Here is an 18,389-nt window from a genome sequence, read left to right as displayed (position 1 = left end):
TCAGGACGCCGAGTGCGCGGCAGCGGCGGCGCGCCGCTCGGCCCGGTCAGCCGGAGTGCTTTCGACGAACCGCCGGGCGGCTGCCTCGGCCAGCATGCCCGCCCCTTCCGTTCCGGAAGTTTCGCGGCTCACAGCATCTCCTTGTCAAACAGATTCAGGACACCGCGTGCGCGGCAGCAGCCAGCCGTTCGACCCGGCAACTCACGCAACCAGCGCACCTTCTCACCCCCGGAGCAGAAGCTTCACGACTCAACGCATCTCCGCACCAAACAAGCTTCACGACACCGAGTGCGCGGCAGCCGTGGCGGCGTGCAGGTCCGGCCAGCGCGCAGGTCCGGCGAGGCCCAGGTGGTACAGGTGCAATTCGGTCGCGCCGGCCTTGGCCAGCTCAAGCACGTACGCCTCGATGTCCGGCACCGCGCTCGCCGCGACCGCGGTGATGTAGCTGCCGATCGCGACCCGTTCCGGCAGTGCCTGCCGAGCAGCGGCAACCGCGTCGACACTCGCCTGACCGGGAGCCCAGTTCTGCAGCACCACCGTCTCGGCGTCGTCGGCGGCCGTCGGGGTCAGGCCGGGCAGCGCGCCGGTGACCCACGGGTCCAGCGCGCCGTGCAGCACGATCCGCGTACCTGGCTCCAGCACGGCCAGCACTGCGGCGCGCAGCGCATCGGTCGATTGCTGCCGTCCAGACAAAAGCATCTTCTTCAACTCAGCCGGAAGTCTATCCTCGGCCACCGACAAATCCGCTGTGGCGATCAGCCGCTGCACCTCGGCGCGCAAGGTTTCCCGGACGTCCGACGGGTCGAGGCCGGTCCAGCCCTCCGCGCAGGCGTCGCAGCAGCAGATCGACAACAGCCGCGCGGTGGCCGGAGCCCATACGCCGTCGGTCTTCTCGTGCTGGTGCTGGTGCACGCCGCCGAGCGGGCCGCACGCTTCCAGCAATACCGACGAAAGCTTCAACCCCGCAACGGATTCAGCGGTCAGCGTCGCCGCGTACTCGCGGACGGCGGGCTGCGCCGGGCACAACGCCCACGGGTACGTCTCGCCGAAGCAGTTGCGCACGGCGTACTGCGGGAACGCGGTGCCCAGCTGAGAGTTATGCGTGAGCACAATCCACGCAGCGGCCGGGATTCCGGCGTCGTTGAGGCGCCGGACCGCATCACCGCCGCTGTCCTCCGAAGAGACCCAGTCCGGCGCGGCGGGTACGAGATCCCGGCCCGCCCACGCTTCCGCGCGCACCGGCCGGTAGAGCGCGGCCGTCCGCGCGACCACCGAGGTCTGGTCCGTCGACCACGGCGTCGCGGCCCGAGCGCTGTGGTAGGCCAAGGCCACCGCGACCTCGTCCACCCCTAGATCCCGCACCCGCTCGGCGAACGCGGTGTCGCCGAGCACGTCCCACGGATACGCGTATCCGGTCGCCTTCACCGGCTCACCACCTCGCCGTGTTCGGCTCGAAGCCGGGAGTGTACTTGCGCATGTACGTCACATCGTCCCGTTTGGTCAGTCCACATCGGACATAGTCCTCGTGCGCCCTGGCGAGGGCGTCCTGGTCCAGCGCGATCCCGAGCCCGGGCCGGTCCGGCACCGCCACCGCTCCGTCGACGAAATCCAGCACGCCCGGTTCGATCACGTCGGCAGTCTTCCACGGCCAGTGGGTGTCGCAGGCATACGTCAGGTGCGGGGTCGCCGCCGCGACGTGCACCATCGCGGCGAGGCTGATGCCGAGGTGGCTGTTGGAGTGCATGGACAGCCCGACGCCGAAGCTCTCGCAGGCCACCGACAGCGCCTGGGTGTCGCGCATTCCGCCCCAGAAGTGGTGGTCGGACAGCAGAACACCGATCGCGCGCGCCCGGAACGCAGGCTCCAGGTCGCCGAAGTTCACCACGCACATGTTGGTGGCCAACGGCATGCTCGCCTCGCGCGCGACCTCAGCCATGCCCTCGATACCCGGCGTCGGGTCTTCGAGGTACTCCAGCACGCCGTCGAGTTCGGCGGCCACGCGGACACTCGTCGAGGGCGTCCACGCCGCGTTCGGATCGATGCGCAACGGGTGCCCGGGGAACGCTTCGGCCAGCGCACGGATCCCCTCGATCTCTTGCTCCGGCGCGAAAACCCCGCCCTTGAGCTTGATCGAGCGGAACCCGTACTCCTCAACCATTCGCCGAGCCGAACCGACCAGCGCCTCGGGGGTGAGGATGTCGCCCCAGCTGTCCTCGTCCGCGCCAATATGTGCGCCGTACTTGTAGAACAGGTACGCGGAGAAGTCGACGGCGTCGCGGGCCTTGCCGCCGAGCAGGTCGACGACGGGACGGCCGAGGAAGTGTCCTTGTGCGTCCAGGCAGGCGACTTCGAACAGCGAGTACACGCTGGCGATCGTCTTGCGGATGGAGAACCCGCCGATCAGGCCGTGCTCGTCGGTCAGCACGGTCCCGGCGAGCGTGCGCGCGATGATCCGCTTCAGGCCCGGCAGGTCGAAAATGTCGTGTCCGGCCAGTTCCGGCAGCACCTTGCGCACCTCGCCGAGGAACGCCGCGTCGCCGTACGACTCGCCGAGGCCGACCACGCCGTCGTCGCACACCACCTGCACCACGCTGCGCAACGCGAACGGCTCGTGCACGCCCATCACGTTGAGCAGGGGTGCGTCCGCGAAGGCGACCGGGGTCAGCGCCACGTCCCGGATTTTCATCAGAGGCCTTTCAGCACGGCGAAACCGTTCTCGACGACCTTGCCCAGCCGGTCGATCTGCTCGGCGGTCGGCTCGATCAACGGCGGCCGGACAGTGCCGACCTTGTCGCCGCGAAGCCGGGCGGCGGCCTTCACCAGCGACACCGCGAAGCCGGGCGTCTCGTCGCGCAACGCCACCAGCGGCAGGTAGAACCCGGCGAGCAGCGCGTCCATCGTCGCGTTGTCGTCCTTCGCCAGCGCGCGGTGGAAGCGGTGCGCGATCTCCGGCGCGAAGCAGTGCACCGCCGAGGAGTAGCGCGCGACGCCAGCCGCCGCGTACGCCTTCGCGGAGACCTCGGCGGTCGGCAAGCCATTGAAGAACAAGAAGTCCGCGGAACGCTGCGTGCCGAGCGCGCGGATCGTGGTGACGATCCGGGTCATCGTTTCGACGTCGCCGTAGCCGTCCTTGATCCCGACCACCGACGGGATGTCCAGCAGCTTCGCGGCGGCAGGCGCGGTGAAGACGCCGGTGCTGCGGTGGTAGACGATCACCGGCACCGAGGTGTCGCCGACCGCGTAGCGCACGTAGTCGACCAGCCCTTCCTGCGGCCCGGTGACCAGGTACGGCGGAAGCAGCAGCACACCGTCGGCATTGCCCGCCTGCGCCGCCGCGACGCCTGCGCGCGCAGTGGCCGCGCCGCCGCCCGCGCCGACCCACACCGGCACTCGCCCACCAGCGACCTCGCGCGCCTTCGCCAGCAGCGTGGCGACCTCGTCGACCGACAGCGAGCTGAACTCCCCGGTGCCGCACGCGACGAACAGCGCGCCCGCACCGGCGGCGATGTGGCTCTCCACGTTCTCCGCGAACCCGTCGAGGTTGAGCTCGAGGTCTTCGGTGAAGGGGGTCAGCGGGAACGCCAGCAAGCCGTCCAGCTCGATTGCGGTCTGTGCCATCAGTTTCTGCTCCAATGTTCACATTCTTGAATGGAGTCTGTTATCGTGACTATGTTCACCCACAAGAACGCTGTTCGGGACGCTAATATGGCCGGACTCACAAGTCAACGGCCCGGTTGGAGGACGCGCATGGCGCAGAAGACAGACCCCGCCACCGCTCCCGCGGAGTCCGCGGGCGTGAAGTCGGCGCGGCGCGCCATCGACCTGATCGAGACGTTCGCCGCGAACGACGTGTGGCTGTCGCTGTCTGATCTCCATGCGCGCACCGGATTCCCTCGCTCCAGTCTGCACGGTTTGCTGCGCACCCTGCTGGACGCGGGCTGGCTGGAGGCCGACGCGAACTCCGCGCGCTACCGGCTCGGCGTGCGCGCGCTGATCTGCGGCACCGCGTACCTCGACCGCGACGCGATCGTCCCCTACGCCACCGAAGCGCTGGAGCGCATCCGCGAGAAGACCGGCTTCACCGCGCATTTCGCGCGCCGCAACCGGACCGAGGTCGTCTACCTGGAGACGCGCGAGTCGCAGCACTCCACGCACCTGATCTCGCGCGTCGGCCGCACCCTGCCCACGCACGCGACCGCGCTGGGCAAGGCCTTGCTCGCCGAGCTGACCCACGAAGAGGTCGAGGCGCTCATGCCCGAGGAGCTGGTCGCGCTCACCCCGAACACCATCACCACGCTCGACGCGCTGCACGCCGACCTCGCGCGCACCCGGGAACGCGGGTACGCCGCCGAGATCGAAGAAGGCACCCTCGGCGTGCGCTGCGTGGCCGCGGTGATCCCGTACCGCATTCCCGGCACCGACGCGATGAGCTGCTCGATGCCGCTGGGCAAGGTCACCGACGCCGACGTCGAGCGCGTCGGCGAACTGCTGGCCGAAACCACCGCCGAGCTCGGCCAGCAGCTGCGCCGCGCCGGAATCCGCTGACCGCCGCCACCCGTGCCCCTCGTGAGCGGCGATCGCGGTTCTCACCGTAATCGCCGCTCACGAGCTTTTATGGAAGGAAATCCATGCCAGACCAGCGTGTGCTGATCACCGGATCGGCCGGCGTCGTCGGCACCCTGATGCGGCCGCGGCTGCGCCGTGACGGCCGGGTGCTGCGGCTGCTCGACCTCGCCGAGCAGCCCGCCGCCGAGGACGGCGAAGCGGTCGAGATCGTGACCGGCTCGGTCACCGACCCCGAAGCGATGGCCGCGGCCTGCGCGGACGCGGACGCGGTGATCCACCTTGGCGGGCTCAGCCGCGAGGCGTCGTGGGACGCCACCCTCGACGTCAACATCAACGGCACGCACACCGTCCTCGAAGCGGCCCGCGAAGCCGGGATCCGCCGGGTCGTGCTCGCGTCGAGCAACCACGCCGTCGGTTTCCGCCGGAACGCCGACGCGGGCGAGAGCGGCCTGCCCGCTGACTCCAGCACCCGACCGGACACCTATTACGGCGTAAGCAAAGCCGCCATCGAAGCGCTGGGCAGCCTGTACGCGTCGCGCTTCGACATGGACGTGATCGTCGTCCGCATCGGCTCGTGCTTCGAGACCCCGCTGCCGCTCGGCATCCGCGGCCTGACCAGCTGGTTGTCGCCGGACGACGGGGCACGGCTGTTCGAGGCCTGCCTGAGCGCGCCGTCGCCGGGCTACCGGATGATCTGGGGCGTCTCGGACAACACCCGCCGCGTCTACTCGCTCGCCGAGGCCGAGGCGCTGGGCTACAAGTCGCACGACAACGCCGAGGTCTACGCCGACCAGCTGGCCGACAAGCCCGCTTCGACCGGAGCGGCCGCCGAATACATCGGCGGGCCGTTCTGCACCGCCCCGCTGGGCGTGTTCAACCCGCTCTGAGAGGTACCCTCGCCCACGGGGACCCTCGAAGAGGAGGACGCCGTGGGCGAGCTGGGGCGTGGCGACACGAACGGCATCCTTTCCCTGCCGTGGATCCGCCCGGAGCGCACCAGCGCGGGTCTCGGCTGGGACCGGATCTACCTGTCCAAACAGCGCGAACGGCCGTATCGCGCGGAGTTCGGGCCCGCTCGCACGCACCAGCTGATCCTGCACCTCGCCGGTCCGGTCACCGTTCGCCGCGGCGTCGGGTCGCCCGGCGAGCGCAGCCGGCGGATCCCTGCGGGCGGGCTTTTTCTCCAGCCGTCGCACCAGGAACTGTCGGTCGAACTCGGCGGCGAGCTGGACACGCTGCATGTGTACCTGCCGGATTCGGCAGTGCAGGAGGCCGCCGGATCGGACGCTCCGGTCCGGCTGGCCGACGAGCTCGGCAGCGTCGATCCGCTGCTGGAGCAGCTGGTCCTCGCGCTCGACAGCGTCGTGCGGGACTGGGAGCCGGGCGCTCGCGCGTACGCGGATCAGCTCGCCGCACTCGTCGCCGCGCAACTCGCGCGGCAGCACCGTTCCGGGCGGAGCACTCCCCCAGCGCCGCGATCGGTCGAGGCACTGACGGACCGGCAATTCGCCCAGGTGCGCGAGCTGATGGACGAACGCCTTGCCGAACCGCTCGGGCTGGCCGAACTGGCCGCGGCGGCCGGGTTGAGCGTCAGCCGGTTCGCCCGCCGCTTCAAGGCGCGCACCGGGCTGCCGCCGCATCGGTACCTGTTGCGGCTGCGCGTGGATCAGGCCGGATTGCTGCTGCGGACCGGCACCGAACCGATCGTCGACATCGCTGTGCGCTGCGGTTTCTCTCACCAGGAGCACCTCACCCGAGTCCTGCGCGCCCACCTGGGCACGACGCCCGCCGCGCTTCGCCGGGACGGCTGACGCGCGCGTTTCGTGCAGCCCGCCCAGCATGTCTGTGCAGGCGCTGGGTCGTCGCCACCCGGATACTCGACGTACCCGCGTGGAAGGACCGTCGATGTTCACCTACACCGCCAACCCGGCCCGGGTCGTGTTCGGCAGCGGCACGCTCGCCGTCGTCCCCGACGAGCTGCAGCGGCTCGGCGCCAGCCGGGTGCTGCTGGTGGCCGGAAAGTCCGCGGCCGAGGCGGCCGACCGGACCGCCGACGCGCTCGGCCCGCTGCTCGCCGCCCGCTTCGGCGAGCCCACCATGCACACCCCGGTCGAGGTCACCGAACGCGCGCTCGCACTGGTCGTCGAGCATTCGGTGGACTGCGTCGTCGCGATCGGCGGCGGCTCCGCGACCGGACTGGCCAAGGCGCTCGCGCTGCGCACCGACATCCCGCAGGTCATCGTGCCGACCACCTACGCCGGGTCCGAGATGACGCCGGTCGTCGGCCAGACCGAGAACGGCCGCAAGACCACCCAGTCATCGCCGAAAGTGTTGCCCGAGGTGGTCGTCTACGACGTCGACCTCACCCTCGGCCTGCCCGTGCCGACCTCGCTGGCCAGCGGCGTCAACGCGATGGCGCACGCGGTCGAGGCGCTCTACTCGGCGGAGGCCAACCCGATCGTCGACCAGCTCGCCCTGGCGGCGATCCGGCTGCTCGCCGCCGCGCTGCCGCGGATCGCCGCCGATCCGTCCGATGCCGACGCTCGGACCGACGCGTTGCGCGCCGCGTGGCTGGCCGGTTCCTGCCTCGGGTCGGTCGGGATGGGCTTGCACCACAAGCTGTGCCACACGCTCGGCGGCAGTTTCGGTTTGCCGCACGCCGAAACGCACACGATCGTCCTTCCGCACGCCATGGCGTACAACGCGCCAAACGCTCGGGAGGCCATGCGGCGGATCGCCGAAGCGCTCGGCGCACCCGATGCCCCGACGGCGGTGTTCGACCTGCTCGCCAGCCTGCCGGTGCCGCGTTCGCTGGCCGAAATCGGCCTGGCCGAAGGCGATCTCGCCAAGGCCGCCGAACTGGCCACCGCCGCGCCGTATCCGAATCCGCGCGAACTCACCCGCGACGGCATCGAGGAGCTGCTGCGACACGCGTGGTCCGGCACCCGCCCCGTCCCCGCAGAGGGAACGCCGCCGGATCTGCGCAGGCTCACCCAGGAGGTCGTGGACAGTTTCGCCGGCACGCCGGACCCTCGGTTGCGCGAACTGCTGTCCGAGCTGGTCCGCACGCTGCATTCCTACGTCGTGCGCACCGACCTCACCCAGGAGGAGTGGGAGTACGCGATCGGATTCCTCACCCGCACCGGGCAGATCAGCTCGGACACGCGGCAGGAGTTCATTCTGCTCTCGGACACCCTTGGCGTTTCGAGCGTGGTCGACGTGCTCACGAACTCGCGCACGCCGGACACCACGCCGTCGGCGGTGCTGGGCCCGTTCTATGTCGAAGGCCCGCCGGAAACCGAGCAGGGCGCGGATCTCGCCGAAGGACTGCCCGGGACTCCATTGTGGACGGATGTCCAGGTGACCGAGCCGGACGGAACCCCGGTGCCGGACGCGGTCGTGGACGTCTGGCAGTCCAATGAGGACGGTTTCTACGACGTCCAGCTGCCCGATCTGGACGGTCCGGTGCTGCGCGCCCGCTTCCGCACCGACGCCGAGGGCAGGCTGCGGTTCTGGACGATCGTGCCGTCGGCGTACCCGATTCCGGACGACGGCCCGGTCGGCCAGATGCTCACCGCCGTCGAGCGGCATCCGTTCCGCGCGCCGCACGTGCACTTCATGATCGCCAAACCCGGCTATCGCACGCTCGTGACCCAGCTGTTCGTCCGCGGCGGCGACTACCTCGATTCGGACACCGTGTTCGGCGTGAAGGACGGCCTGATCGTCGACTTCGCCGAGCGGACCGGCCCCGCGCCGGACGGGCGCGAACCCTGGCGCCGTCTCGAGTTCACCTTCCGCGTCACCCGCGCCTGACTCCCCGGGAATCCCACCATGACCAGTTACGACACCGATGTCCTCGTGGTCGGCAGCGGCCCGGCGGGCGGTTCCGCCGCGCTGCTGCTCGCGACCTGCGGCGTCCGCACCGTGCTCGCGACCAAATACGGCTGGACGGCGCACACGCCCCGCGCGCACATCACCAACCAGCGGACGATGGAGGTCTTGCGCGACCTCGGCCTCGAAGACCAGGCGCTCGCGCAGGGCACTCCCCCGGAGCTGATGGGCGACACCGTGCTGTGCACGTCGCTCGCCGGCGAAGAGATCGGCCGGATCGCCAGCTGGGGCACCGCGGACCGCTCCGCGACCGAGTACGCGTCGGCGAGCCCGTGCCACATGATCGACCTGCCGCAGACCTACCTCGAACCGATCCTGGTCACGAACGCCGCCGCGCGCGGGGCGAAACTGCGCCTGGACACGGAATTCCTCGGCTTCACCCAGGACGCCGACGGCGTGACCGCGCGCTTGCTGGACCGGGTTCGCGGCGACGAGTTCACCCTCCGCGCCCGCTACCTGATCGGCGCGGACGGCGCCCGCAGCCGCGTCGCCGAGCAGGCCCGGCTGCCGATCGACGGCCAGTCCGGCAAGGCCGGCAGCATGAACATCACCTTCACCGCCGACCTTGCCGAGTACGTCGCGCACCGGCCGAGCGTGCTGTACTGGGTGATGCGGCCCGGCGCGCACCTCGGCGGCATCGGGATGGGCCTGGTGCGGATGGTGCGGCCCTGGAACGAATGGCTGCTGACCTGGGGGTACGACATCGCGCAGCCACCGCCCGAAGTGGACGGTGCGGCGGCTGCGCGGATTGTCCGGGACCTTGTCGGCGATCCGGACCTGCCGGTGGAGATCACCTCGACTTCACTGTGGACGGTCAACCACAGCTACGCCACGCAGTACTCGTCCGGCCGCGTTTTCTGCGCGGGCGACGCGGTGCACCGGCATCCGCCGTCCAACGGTCTCGGGTCCAATACGTCGGTGCAGGACGCGTACAACCTGGCGTGGAAGCTCGCGATGGTCGTCCGCGGCGAGGCGGGCGAAGGGCTTCTCGACAGTTACAGCGCCGAGCGAGCGCCGGTCGGCAAGCAGATCGTGGACCGGGCGAACCTCAGCCGGGATCAGTTCGGGCCGATCTTCGCCGCTCTCGGCGTCGACGGGGACACGGATTCGGACGCCATCACGGCTGGTCTCGCTGCCTGCACCGCCGCGACCGAGGACGGAGCGTTGCGGCGGAAGCGGTTGCAGGCAGCCATCGAACTGAAGAACTACGAGTTCAACGCGCACGGCGTGGAGATGGACCAGCGGTACGTCTCTTCGGCAGTCATCCCGGATGGTGCCGAGAGTGAGGCGGTACGGGATCCCGAGCTGTATCACCGGCCCACGACCACGCCGGGTGCGAAACTGCCGCACGTCTGGCTTGTCGGCCCCGACGGTCGCCGAGTGTCCACATTGGATCTCGTCGGCCGCGGCCGGTGGACTGTCCTCACTGGACTCACCGGCGGTGCCTGGCGTGACGCCGCCGCGAAAGCCGGTGCGGACCTCGGGCTGGACCTAAGGGTCGTCACCATCGGTTCGCCCGAGGCCCGCGATTCCTACGGAGACTGGGCGCGCATCAGCGGTATCGAGGAAGACGGCTGCCTCCTGATCCGGCCGGACGGCTACATAGCCTGGCGGCACCCCGCCGCCGGAACCGGACTGATGGAAGCACTCCGCAGCCTCCTCGACCGTTAGCTCACGGCATCCCCCACGGATCGCTCGCCCCGCTCGGTGTAACCGGCCGGACCGCGAAGTCCGGCCGGTCGCCGCGGCGGTACACATAGGCGTCCTGACCCCGTCCGAGGTCAACCCGCACGTCACCGTTCGCCAACCGTCGCCAGCGTCGCGGACGGCCATGAGCGTCTGTCACGGTCAACTCGCCCTCGATCCCTGGCCGCAGGACGCACGGCGCACCGGCCTCGCTGTGCACCTTGAGCCAGCGCGTTTTCCCACCTTCACGCGATGCACTGAGCAGGAACGCGCCTTCGGTACGGAAGTCGCGCAACGCGATGTCGCCCCACGCGTCCGGCACCGCGGGGAACAGCCGGATGACGCCGCCCCAGCTCTGCACCAGCATGTCCTGCATCGATTTCGCCGCTGACAACGGCGTTTCGATCACCGGGCCGGATTCCTTGTACATCGTGTTCGGCTGGATATAACGCTTCTGGAGTTCGCCAAGGTAGTACGCGGCCTTCTCGCCACGAAGCATCTGCGCGGAGATCGACGCGGCACCGGTGAACGTGTAGCCCTGCAACGCTCCCTCGAAGCCGACCCAATGGTTCAGCGAGGTTTCGATGATCTTGCGGTGTTCCGGTTGTTCCCAGGTGATCTCGTACAGCGGGTAGATCTGCAGCAGGTGCGAGTAATGCCGGTGCGATTTCGCGAACGGGACGCCCGCGCCGATCATGTAGCCGTTCTCGTCCGCCGGGTAGTCGGTAAGCGTGGCGAGCACCTGCTGCCACTTCCCCGCCAGCGGATCGGCGATGCGCAACTCGCGCGCTGTCTCCAGCAATGTCTTGCAGCCCCAGCGGATCAGGGCGAGGTCGTAGTTGGTGTCCGGCGCGTTTACGCCGTACTCGGGCGAGAAGGTCGCCGGGAGGTGCAGCCGTCCGTCCGCGCCCGGGGCGAGGAAATGCAGGTAATAGTTGATCGCCTTGCGCAGCAGCGGGAACAGCGTGTCGCGCAGCAGCTGACGGTCCATGGTGTGCCGGTAGGTCAGCCAGACGTTGTGCAGTGCCCAGGTGAGGTTGCCGACCTCGGGCGTCGGGGTGTCCTGGCCGGGAATGCCGACCGGGTAGCCGCTGGTGGAGTCGGCAAGGCCGTTGAGCAGCGTCATGTCGGTGGTGCGCGGGATGCCCGCGGAATCGGACTGGTACGGCTTGGCGACCTGGCTGGTGAGCCGATCCCGGTACGTGCCGAGCGCGTAGCTGACCGCGTCGAGTTCGAGGTGGTTGGAGCCCTGGATGAGCCAGTACTCCAGCTGCACGTTGAGGTTCCACCACGTCGCGGGCCACGGCGTGTTTTCCAGCCACGGGCCGGAAGTCGCCATCACCGGCGCTTCCCTCCGCGCGGCTGACGCGACTTTGTACAGCTGGATCCAGTAGAAACTCTGCAGCCGGGTGTCCGGAATGGACAGGAAGCTGCGCCGGTAGTAATCGTGCCACCAGCGGCGGTGGTCCCAGGTCAGCACATCCAGCGCGGGCGCCCGCCGCACCGTGTGCAGCGCCCGGCTCACCGAGGTCTTCTCCGGATGCGACCACGCGACCGACGTGTACAACGTCCGCGTGCTGCCCCGCGTGACTTCGCGCCAGGCCGTCACATGCTCGCCGCCCGCCAGCAGGGGCTGTACCGCGAGGTGCGCGTCGCCTGTCTGCCGCAACTGGACCGGCGGATTCTCCAGATATCCGTCCGGCGGCGGCTTTTTCCACACCGGGTCAGCTCGCGGGCTGATCGCCTTCGCCGGATGGAACACCCACTGGAACCCGCGCTCGCCCTCGGACGGCCGCACCTCCACCGCGAGCAGCGACTGTCCGGTGTGGACGATCGCCCGCAGTTCCAGACTGCCCGCCGCGGTGGTGATGGTGCCGGTCAGCTCGGCGTTCCAGACGTCGAGCCGCCAGTCGAGGCCGGTGATCGCGCCGACCGGTTCGAGCGTGAAGTACCCGATCGGCAGCCGCGCCAGGCCGAACAGCGACCCGAATTGCGGCCGGTGGTCCTGCACCTGGCTGTGCTGGACGTTGAAGCGGACCGCGTTGCGCCCGGGTTCGGCGTAGATGCCGGAGCCGAGGAAACCGTTGCCCAGGAACGGTCCCTCGTACCAGGTCTTCGGCATCCGCCGCCAGCGCAGGTCCGCTGTCGCCAGGAAACCCGCCCAGTCGAGGCTGTCGCCGCTCATCTCCGCCGCGCCGGCCGGGGACAGCCCGACCGCTCCGGCGGCGATTCCGGCGAGGGCTCCGCCGAGCACTGTCCGGCGCGAGATGTCCATGTCCGCCAACCTCCTGGTTTCTAGTCAGGCAAACCCCACGCCGGAACGGTGCCGAGCGAAGGAACGTCACGCGGCCCGAAGTCCGGCCGGGCACCGCGCGGGGTGACAGTGACCGTGCCGCCCCGCCGCACCTCCAGCGCGATCCGCCGCGGACCGGCCGGCCGCCATGGCAGCCGCCGCCCCCACTGATCACGCACGTCGACCTCACCGTCGATGCCGTGGTCCAGCACCAGCGGCGCACCGGCTTCGCTGCGCACCCGCACGAACTCCGTCGCGCCCCGCCGCCGCGACGCGTCCACCAGGAACGCACCCTCGGTGCGCAGCCCGGCGATCGACGCGTCCGGCCACTTCGCCGACACCGACGGGAACGCCTTCACCACTCCCCCGGAACCCTGCAGCACCATGTCCACAACGGACTGTGCGGCGGTGATCGGGCTTTCGACGGCGAAGTTCGAACCCTCGCGGTACATCGTGTTCGCGGTCAGCTCAGTGTCCGCGACGATGTTCCGGTCGAGGAAGAACTTCAGGTACCGCAAGGCTTCCTCGGGCTGGTCCATCACCGAGTTCATCGACGACGCGGCCGCGTAGCTGTAGCCGTGCCAGGCCGATTGGTCCGCCGACCAATGCCGGAAGGTGCGGGTCATGACGTCCCGGTCGGCGGGCCGCTCCCAGTTGCGCTCGCGCAGCGGGTACAGCCAGAGCAGATGCGAGAAGTGCCGGTGCGAATCGGCGAGCCGGACGCCGTCGCCGATCAGCACGCCGTCGGCCGGATCCTCGTGGTACGGAACGAGTTTCGCCGCGATCTCCCGCCACATCGGCACCCGCGGCTCGTTCAGCCGCAGGATCCGCGCGGAGTCGACCAACGTCGTCGCGGCCCAGCGGATCAACGACAAGTCATACGTGCAGTCAGTCGCGTCGGCGTACTCCGGCGAGCGCGTGAGCGGCAGGTGCAGCAGGCCGTCGGGTCCGGTGAAGAGGAAGTGCCGGTAGAAGTTGAGCGCCTTCGCGAGCGTCGGGTACAGCACGTCGCGCAGCACCGACTGGTCGAGGTGATGCCGGTACGCGAGCCAGACGTTGTGCAAGCCCCACAACAAGTTCCCGGTCTGGTCCGTTTTGGACGTCGTCCCCGGAACGCCGACCGTCCGGACGCCGCCGGGCCGCAGCCGCCAGTCCCCCGGATGCGAAAGCGCGTACGTGTCGCCGTCCCGATAGGCAGGCGGAACGGACACCTCCAGATTGGCATGGTCGCGACGGAATGTCTCGGTGACCGCGTCCAGCTCGGGATGGTTGGTGCTGTTGACGATCGGATAGGTGACCTGCACGTTCAGGTTCCACCACACCGCCGTCCAGCTGTTGCCGACCTCCGGGAACCACGGCCCCCATTCGGCGGTCACCGGGCCGTCCTTGCGGGTCGCCGAGGCGATCTTGTACAGCTGGATCCAGTAGAACCGCTGGACCTGCTTGTCCGGCACGGACACGAAACTGCACTGGTGGAAGCTGTTCCACCAGCGGCGATGCCAGGTGAGCAGCAGATCCGGGTTCATCGCGAGCGTGCGATCGACCAGCGATACGGCGTCGCGGGTGTGGGTGGAACGCGGGAACGAATAGGCGACCGTCGCGGCGAACAACCGCTTCGTGCCGACTCGCTTCTCCCGCCACGCCGTCGTATACCCGCCCCCAGCGGTCAACGGCTGCGCACAGTACCCGTTGGCCTGCTCAGGTTCCGGATTCGCGGTGTACTCCGGCGGCTTGCGCACCGTACGGGTAGTCGCCGACACGAGCGGCGCGAAGCCCCACGTCGCCCCGGATTCGCCCGCGCTCGGGTCGAGCGAGACGAGCAGGACGCCGAGATCGTTGTGCACCACCGCGGAAAACGCGACCTGACCGCGCGTGGTGGTGATGGTGCCGCCGAGTTCGGCGTTATACAGATCGAGGGTCCAGTCGACGCCGGTGACCGCTCCCGCGAAGGTGAGCGTGATCGCGCCGATCGGCAGCCGCGACAGCCCGATTCCCGCTTCCCACTGGTTGCGCTGGTCCTGGACCTGGGTGTGGCTGAGCATGAACTTCAGCACCTGCGGCGTTGGCCCGGCGTAGACCTGCACGCCGAGATAGCCGTTGGCGAGGAACGGCGCTTCCTGCCAGTTCTTCGGCAACCGCTGCCAGCGCATCCGCGCGTCCATCGCGACGTCCTGGTGCGGGCTGCTGCGCTGCGCGGCCAACCCGGGTGGCGCACCCTCCGCCCAAAGACCGCCGAACGCCGCCGCTCCGGCTGCGATGGACACGGATCGAAGCACCGTCCGCCGCGACACCCCGACCATGAAGCCCTCCGGATTCATATTACGTTTCGCCCCCACTGGCGCGAGGTGAGCGGAATATATCCAGACAGAGCAGGCGAAAGCCAGAGTTGTTCACCCGGAAAGCCGCACAGACATCCGATGACTGGGATCGGCCGGGCGCGCGTTCACGTATGTGACATCACGGAAGCCTCGGCCGGGCGGGCAGCCTCCCGGTCGCGCGGATGCAGTCTTCAGCCATCAATTGACGGATGGCATCCCGATGCCACGCAAGGAAAATATTGTCATGAGCAGCAGCGAGAGCGGGAGCCGGGAGGCAGCGCCAGAGACCGGGCAACACTCGAAATCCGAACCGAAAAGGGGCGCGGATTCGGCTGACTTGCGCCCCCGTGAACGCTCGACCGGGCCCAAGCATCACCACAGCGACGAAGCGGCCCGGGACCCTTCCGCGAGCACCTGGGCCAAAGTTGTCCAAGAAACAGAAGGCCAGCGCGGAAAACTGGAAATACAGGCGATCCGCGTTTCCCTCTACCTTGACAAAAAGCAGGGCGCCGCGCGCGTCGAGAAGTCGGTCGAAGACTTCGTCAATCGCCTGGGCGGCCAGATCTTCGACCGAGGCGACCCGGTCATCAAGTCCTGGTTCCGGCAAATGCGCGCGAAACTCGTCTACTTCTCCAAGTCTCCTGCAGGCCAGGACATCCAGGAAGTCGCGACGCACGCGGCAGCGGCCAGGCTGGTTCACGCCGCAGACGCCAACGTCACCTCGACCATGATGTCGAATCTGGCACCTGTATTGAACTCGCTGGCGCCTTATTCCAACGCCGTGCTCAGAATTGGCGCGCTGCTCATCGTGAAGACGGACGGAGTGCTGGTAGTCCAGCAACTGAGCCCGGGTCAACAGCTTGTCCTTCTCCGCCGTCCGGACTTGCTGACCAGCCCGGCGACTGTCCTCGACGAGATTCGCGCCAAGAGCGAGATCGAGGAAACGGATTCCACGATTCCCGCGCGACGTCAACCGCGAGAAACGAAATCCGCCAGGTCGAGCCTTGAAGATCAACGCCCGCGATACGCTGGAGGCACCGCCGATCGGAGGGGCTCGATGCGCGTTCTTCTCACGACCCAGCCCGGGCACGGGCATTTCGATCCGATGGTCCCCTACGCCGCGGCGTTCCGGCGGGCCGGGCACGAGGTGCGGGTCGCGAGCAGCGCCGCGTTTGCCGGGGCGGTCGAGGCCGCCGGGTTCGGCTTCACCGCGGTCGGCGAGAACTTCACCTGGGAGAAGGTGGACGCGACCTTCCCCGAATTCGTCGAGTTCGCGCGCCGGGGCCAGGGCCTGGAGTACGCGAACGAAGTCAGCTGGACGCGCTGGAATCCGGCCGCGACCCGCGATCTGCTGGCGTCGTTCGAGACGTGGCGGCCGGACGTGCTGATCCGCGAGTTCGCGGAGAACGGGGCCACGCTCGCCGGCCAGGTCGCGGGCATTCCGGTGATCTGCGCGTCGTGGTCGGCCCTTCCCGCCGACGCGCGAAGCTGGGGAACGGTGATCGACTGGCCGCGGACGCTCGACCGCTACCGGACGGCGGCGAAGACCTTCGGCCTCGAACTCGACGACGCCGAGACAGTGTGGAAGCAGCAGCTGACGCTCACCGGCCTGCCGCCGTCGTGGTTCGCCGGGGCTGAGAAGGACACGAATCTGCGGCGCTTCCGGCTTCCGCTGGCCGAGCGGCCGGACGAGCCGGGTCCGGTGTGGCTCGAGGCGCTGGGTCGCGATCGTCCGCTCGTCTACGCGACGCTCGGCACCGTCTTCAACCGCAGCCGAAAACCGCGTCAGGCGGTGATCGACGGGCTCGCCGGGCTCGACGCGGATGTCCTGCTGACGGTCGGTAACACCGTCGACCCGGACGCGATCGGCCCGGTCCCGCCGACGATGCGCGTCGAACGTTTCGTGCCCCAGGCCTACGCCTTGGCCAAAGCGTCGCTGGTGGTGAGCCATGCCGGTCTGGGCACGATGCTCGGCGCGATCTACGGAGGCGTGCCGATGGTGTCCCTCGTCCTCGGCGCGGAGCATCCCCTCAACGCCGCGAGCGCGGCAGCAGCGGGACTGACGATCCCGCTCAGCGGCGACGAAATCACCGCCGATCAGATCGCCGCCGCCGCGCTGCAGGCCCTGTACGATCCCGCGCACCGGGCCGCGTCCGCAGCGGTCCGTCAGGAGTGCGAGCGCATGGAAGCCGTCGACGGAGTGGTTCCGCTCGCCGAAAGCTACGCGCGGTCTCAGAGCGGCGGCAACGCCACCCGCTCCAGCCAAGCCGCGAAAAACTCCCGCAGCGAACGCCCGGCATAAGACTCCGCCAGCGAGACGAACTCCTCCGTCGTCACCGCGGCATGCCGGTTCTCCACCGCCCACGCCTTCACCAGTGCGAAAAACGCCGGGTCACCGATCTCCTTGCGCAGCGCGTGCAGCGTCAACCCGCCACGCTTGTACACCCGCTCATCGAACATCCGCGCCACACCGGGATCACCGATCGTCACGTCGGCCGGCTTCGCCCGCACCCGCGCGTACCACGCCCGGGCCAACGCGTCGGTCGACTCGCCGCCGGACCGTTCCGACCACAGCCACTCGGTGTAGGTGGCGAAGCCCTCGTTGAGCCAGATGTGTTGCCAGTCCGCGACAGTCAGGCTGTTGCCGAACCACTGGTGCGCCAGTTCGTGCACCACGAGCCGCTCGTGGGTGCGCTTGCCGTCCACGTGGTTGGCACCGAAGATCGCCATTCCCTGCGCCTCGATCGGGTCGTCGAGGTCGTCGTCGGTCACGACCACCACGTACTCGCCGAACGGGTACGGCCCGAACCAGTCCTCCAGCGCGTCCATCATCCGGCCTTGGCGGCCGAAGTCCCGCGCGAACGACCGCCGCAGCCGAGGCGGCACCGCTGCCCGCTGCACGACGCCGACCGGGCGGTCCGCGGTGAGCTCCGGAATCCAGGCGCCGTCGGACAATTCGAGGTCTTCGTACCGGCCGATCTGGACGCTCATCAGGTACGTCGAGGTCGGCTCCGGCCGCTCGAACACCCACTTCGTGGTGCTCGCCGACTGGTAGCGCGACACGAGATTCCCGGTCGCCGCAACAAGATACGGCGACGACGTCGCGACCGCGATCCGGTAGCTCGCCTTGTCCGCCGGATGGTCGTTGCACGGGAACCACGACGGCGCGCCCACCGGCTGGCTCGCCACCAGCGCGCCGTCGGTCAGCTCGTCCCAGCCGATGTCGCCCCACCGGCTGCCGACCGGCTTCGGGTTGCCCGCGTAGCGGACCTCCACCTCGAACTCGGTCCCGGCCGGGATCGACCGCGCCGGCTTGACCTGCAGCTTCAGGCCGCGCCGCACGTACTTCGCCGGTTTGCCCTCGACCAGCACGCGCGACACCCGGAACTCGCCGAAGTCGAGCGTCAGCCGCGAAAGGGCCTGGGTGGCCTCGCAGGTGAGCACCGCGGTCGCGGACAACCTGTTCGGACCAATGCGGTAGTCGAGATCGAGGTCGTAGTGCCGGACCCGGTAGCCGCCGTTCCCGTGCGCGGGAAGGTACCCGTCGCCCGAGGTCTCCGCTCCGGGCGCGGCCGTTTTCCCGTTCACCCGCACCGAAACCCGCTTTCGCCCGTCACCGTGATCTTTTCCAGGAT

At 69.1% G+C, this 18,389-nt stretch carries 13 protein-coding genes; 6 read left to right on the top strand and 7 right to left on the bottom strand.

What is annotated here, in order from left to right; all coding sequences use genetic code 11:
• The 4 genes from ACFORO_RS35355 to ACFORO_RS35340 form a co-directional block, all read right to left on the bottom strand.
• Positions 1 to 132: a hypothetical protein gene (locus ACFORO_RS35355; RefSeq protein ID WP_377869747.1), complete on the bottom strand. Its 132-nt coding sequence runs from the start codon at positions 130 to 132 to the stop codon at positions 1 to 3.
• 144 nt (positions 133 to 276) lie between these two features.
• Positions 277 to 1,425 (bottom strand): hypothetical protein, encoded by a 1,149-nt coding sequence (locus ACFORO_RS35350; protein ID WP_377869746.1) that lies wholly within the window; start codon positions 1,423 to 1,425, stop codon positions 277 to 279.
• A gap of 4 nt (positions 1,426 to 1,429) precedes the next feature.
• Positions 1,430 to 2,686, bottom strand: a complete 1,257-nt coding sequence (locus tag ACFORO_RS35345; protein WP_377869745.1) for a glucarate dehydratase family protein — start codon at positions 2,684 to 2,686, stop codon at positions 1,430 to 1,432.
• Complete coding sequence (locus ACFORO_RS35340; protein WP_377869744.1) at positions 2,686 to 3,618, bottom strand: 5-dehydro-4-deoxyglucarate dehydratase; 933 nt, start codon at positions 3,616 to 3,618, stop codon at positions 2,686 to 2,688. Before ACFORO_RS35340 ends, ACFORO_RS35345 begins: the two co-directional genes overlap by 1 nt.
• Before the next feature lie 129 nt (positions 3,619 to 3,747).
• Between ACFORO_RS35340 and ACFORO_RS35335 the strand changes: the two genes are divergently transcribed.
• The 5 genes from ACFORO_RS35335 (at position 3,748) to ACFORO_RS35315 (ending at position 10,128) form a co-directional block, all read left to right on the top strand.
• The gene (locus tag ACFORO_RS35335) at positions 3,748 to 4,545 is read left to right on the top strand and encodes an IclR family transcriptional regulator (RefSeq protein ID WP_116199354.1); all 798 of its coding nucleotides are present in this window, start codon (positions 3,748 to 3,750) and stop codon (positions 4,543 to 4,545) included.
• Positions 4,546 to 4,628: 83 nt separating this feature from the next.
• Positions 4,629 to 5,453: an NAD-dependent epimerase/dehydratase family protein gene (locus ACFORO_RS35330; RefSeq protein WP_377869743.1), complete on the top strand. Its 825-nt coding sequence runs from the start codon at positions 4,629 to 4,631 to the stop codon at positions 5,451 to 5,453.
• Positions 5,454 to 5,495: 42 nt separating this feature from the next.
• Entirely contained in the window at positions 5,496 to 6,377 is an 882-nt protein-coding gene (locus ACFORO_RS35325; protein WP_377869742.1) for an AraC family transcriptional regulator, read from the top strand.
• Between the two features lie 94 nt (positions 6,378 to 6,471).
• Positions 6,472 to 8,379: a maleylacetate reductase and hydroxyquinol 1,2-dioxygenase domain-containing protein gene (locus ACFORO_RS35320; protein ID WP_377869741.1), complete on the top strand. Its 1,908-nt coding sequence runs from the start codon at positions 6,472 to 6,474 to the stop codon at positions 8,377 to 8,379.
• A gap of 18 nt (positions 8,380 to 8,397) precedes the next feature.
• Positions 8,398 to 10,128 (top strand): FAD-dependent oxidoreductase, encoded by a 1,731-nt coding sequence (locus ACFORO_RS35315; RefSeq protein WP_377869740.1) that lies wholly within the window; start codon positions 8,398 to 8,400, stop codon positions 10,126 to 10,128.
• Position 10,129: 1 nt separating this feature from the next.
• Here ACFORO_RS35315 and ACFORO_RS35310 read toward each other — a convergent pair whose 3' ends face one another.
• Positions 10,130 to 12,418 (bottom strand): glycosyl hydrolase family 95 catalytic domain-containing protein, encoded by a 2,289-nt coding sequence (locus ACFORO_RS35310; protein ID WP_377869739.1) that lies wholly within the window; start codon positions 12,416 to 12,418, stop codon positions 10,130 to 10,132.
• A 20-nt stretch (positions 12,419 to 12,438) separates the two neighbouring features.
• A complete protein-coding gene (locus ACFORO_RS35305; RefSeq protein ID WP_377869737.1) occupies positions 12,439 to 14,736 on the bottom strand; it encodes a glycosyl hydrolase family 95 catalytic domain-containing protein in 2,298 nt (765 codons plus the stop codon).
• A gap of 355 nt (positions 14,737 to 15,091) precedes the next feature.
• Between ACFORO_RS35305 and ACFORO_RS35300 the strand changes: the two genes are divergently transcribed.
• Positions 15,092 to 17,056 (top strand): glycosyltransferase, encoded by a 1,965-nt coding sequence (locus ACFORO_RS35300; RefSeq protein ID WP_377869736.1) that lies wholly within the window; start codon positions 15,092 to 15,094, stop codon positions 17,054 to 17,056.
• On the opposite strand, the gene ACFORO_RS35295 is transcribed toward ACFORO_RS35300, so the two are convergent.
• Entirely contained in the window at positions 16,987 to 18,348 is a 1,362-nt protein-coding gene (locus ACFORO_RS35295; protein ID WP_377869735.1) for a M1 family metallopeptidase, read from the bottom strand. The two genes, ACFORO_RS35300 and ACFORO_RS35295, sit on opposite strands and share 70 nt — an antisense overlap.
• Between the last annotated feature and the right edge of the window lie 41 nt (positions 18,349 to 18,389).

Origin of the sequence: Amycolatopsis halotolerans (genome assembly GCF_042647905.1) — a bacterium.
Lineage (GTDB): Bacteria > Actinomycetota > Actinomycetes > Mycobacteriales > Pseudonocardiaceae > Amycolatopsis > Amycolatopsis halotolerans.
This window is presented reverse-complemented; position numbering and strand designations above follow the sequence as displayed.

Bases quoted from the DNA above. Each gene is read 5' to 3' on its own strand.
- ACFORO_RS35305 (WP_377869737.1), bottom strand. From the start codon at position 14,736: ATGGTCGGGGTGTCGCGGCGGACGGTGCTTCGATCCGTGTCCATCGCA.
- ACFORO_RS35340 (WP_377869744.1), bottom strand. From the start codon at position 3,618: ATGGCACAGACCGCAATCGAGCTGGACGGCTTGCTGGCGTTCCCGCTG.
- ACFORO_RS35320 (WP_377869741.1), top strand. From the start codon at position 6,472: ATGTTCACCTACACCGCCAACCCGGCCCGGGTCGTGTTCGGCAGCGGC.
- ACFORO_RS35345 (WP_377869745.1), bottom strand. From the start codon at position 2,686: ATGAAAATCCGGGACGTGGCGCTGACCCCGGTCGCCTTCGCGGACGCA.
- ACFORO_RS35310 (WP_377869739.1), bottom strand. From the start codon at position 12,418: ATGGACATCTCGCGCCGGACAGTGCTCGGCGGAGCCCTCGCCGGAATC.
- ACFORO_RS35330 (WP_377869743.1), top strand. From the start codon at position 4,629: ATGCCAGACCAGCGTGTGCTGATCACCGGATCGGCCGGCGTCGTCGGC.
- ACFORO_RS35335 (WP_116199354.1), top strand. From the start codon at position 3,748: ATGGCGCAGAAGACAGACCCCGCCACCGCTCCCGCGGAGTCCGCGGGC.
- ACFORO_RS35315 (WP_377869740.1), top strand. From the start codon at position 8,398: ATGACCAGTTACGACACCGATGTCCTCGTGGTCGGCAGCGGCCCGGCG.